Genomic DNA, 506 nt, shown 5'->3' with positions numbered 1-506 from the left:
CGGCGACGGTGTGCTCCTGGAGGTCACCGGTCCGAGGATTCCATGCGCCACCTTCGCACGGCGCATGGGGGAGCCGCAGTGGGTCAGGCGGTTCACGGAGAAGGGGATGGTGGGAACCTACCTGCGCGTGCTGGCTCCGGGAACGGTCCGGGCGGGGGACAGGATCGACGTCGTCCATCGCCCAGACCATGGCGTCACCGTTGGCCGGTGGTTCCGTCAGACGGATTCCGACGACGCCGCACGCCTGCTCGCTGCCGACGCCGCCGGTTCCATCAGGCTGGCCGCAGCCATGCAGGCAGCGATCGGGAAGCGACTGCGGCGCAGCGTACGCTGACGGTCAGAGCCCGGCGGCCGCTGCCGTTGCCGCCAGCGCAGCCTGCGCTTCCTCTGTGGAGTACAGCGGAGCGCCGGGTTCATTCAGCGTGAACTGGTACAGGTCCTGTCCCCGCCGCACCGTCAGTTCATAGGACCGGTAGCCGGTTTCCGGAATCACGATCGTTTCAAAG

General features: G+C 68.0%; 1 protein-coding gene. It reads left to right on the top strand.

From position 1 onward, the window contains the following. Positions 1-334: MOSC domain-containing protein (locus AC5RVV_RS17980; protein WP_494002711.1), on the top strand; the 334-nt coding region annotated here is incomplete at its 5' end. Positions 335-506 lie beyond the last annotated feature (172 nt).

This window comes from Arthrobacter sp. MDT2-34-1, assembly GCF_059091365.1.
This window is presented reverse-complemented; position numbering and strand designations above follow the sequence as displayed.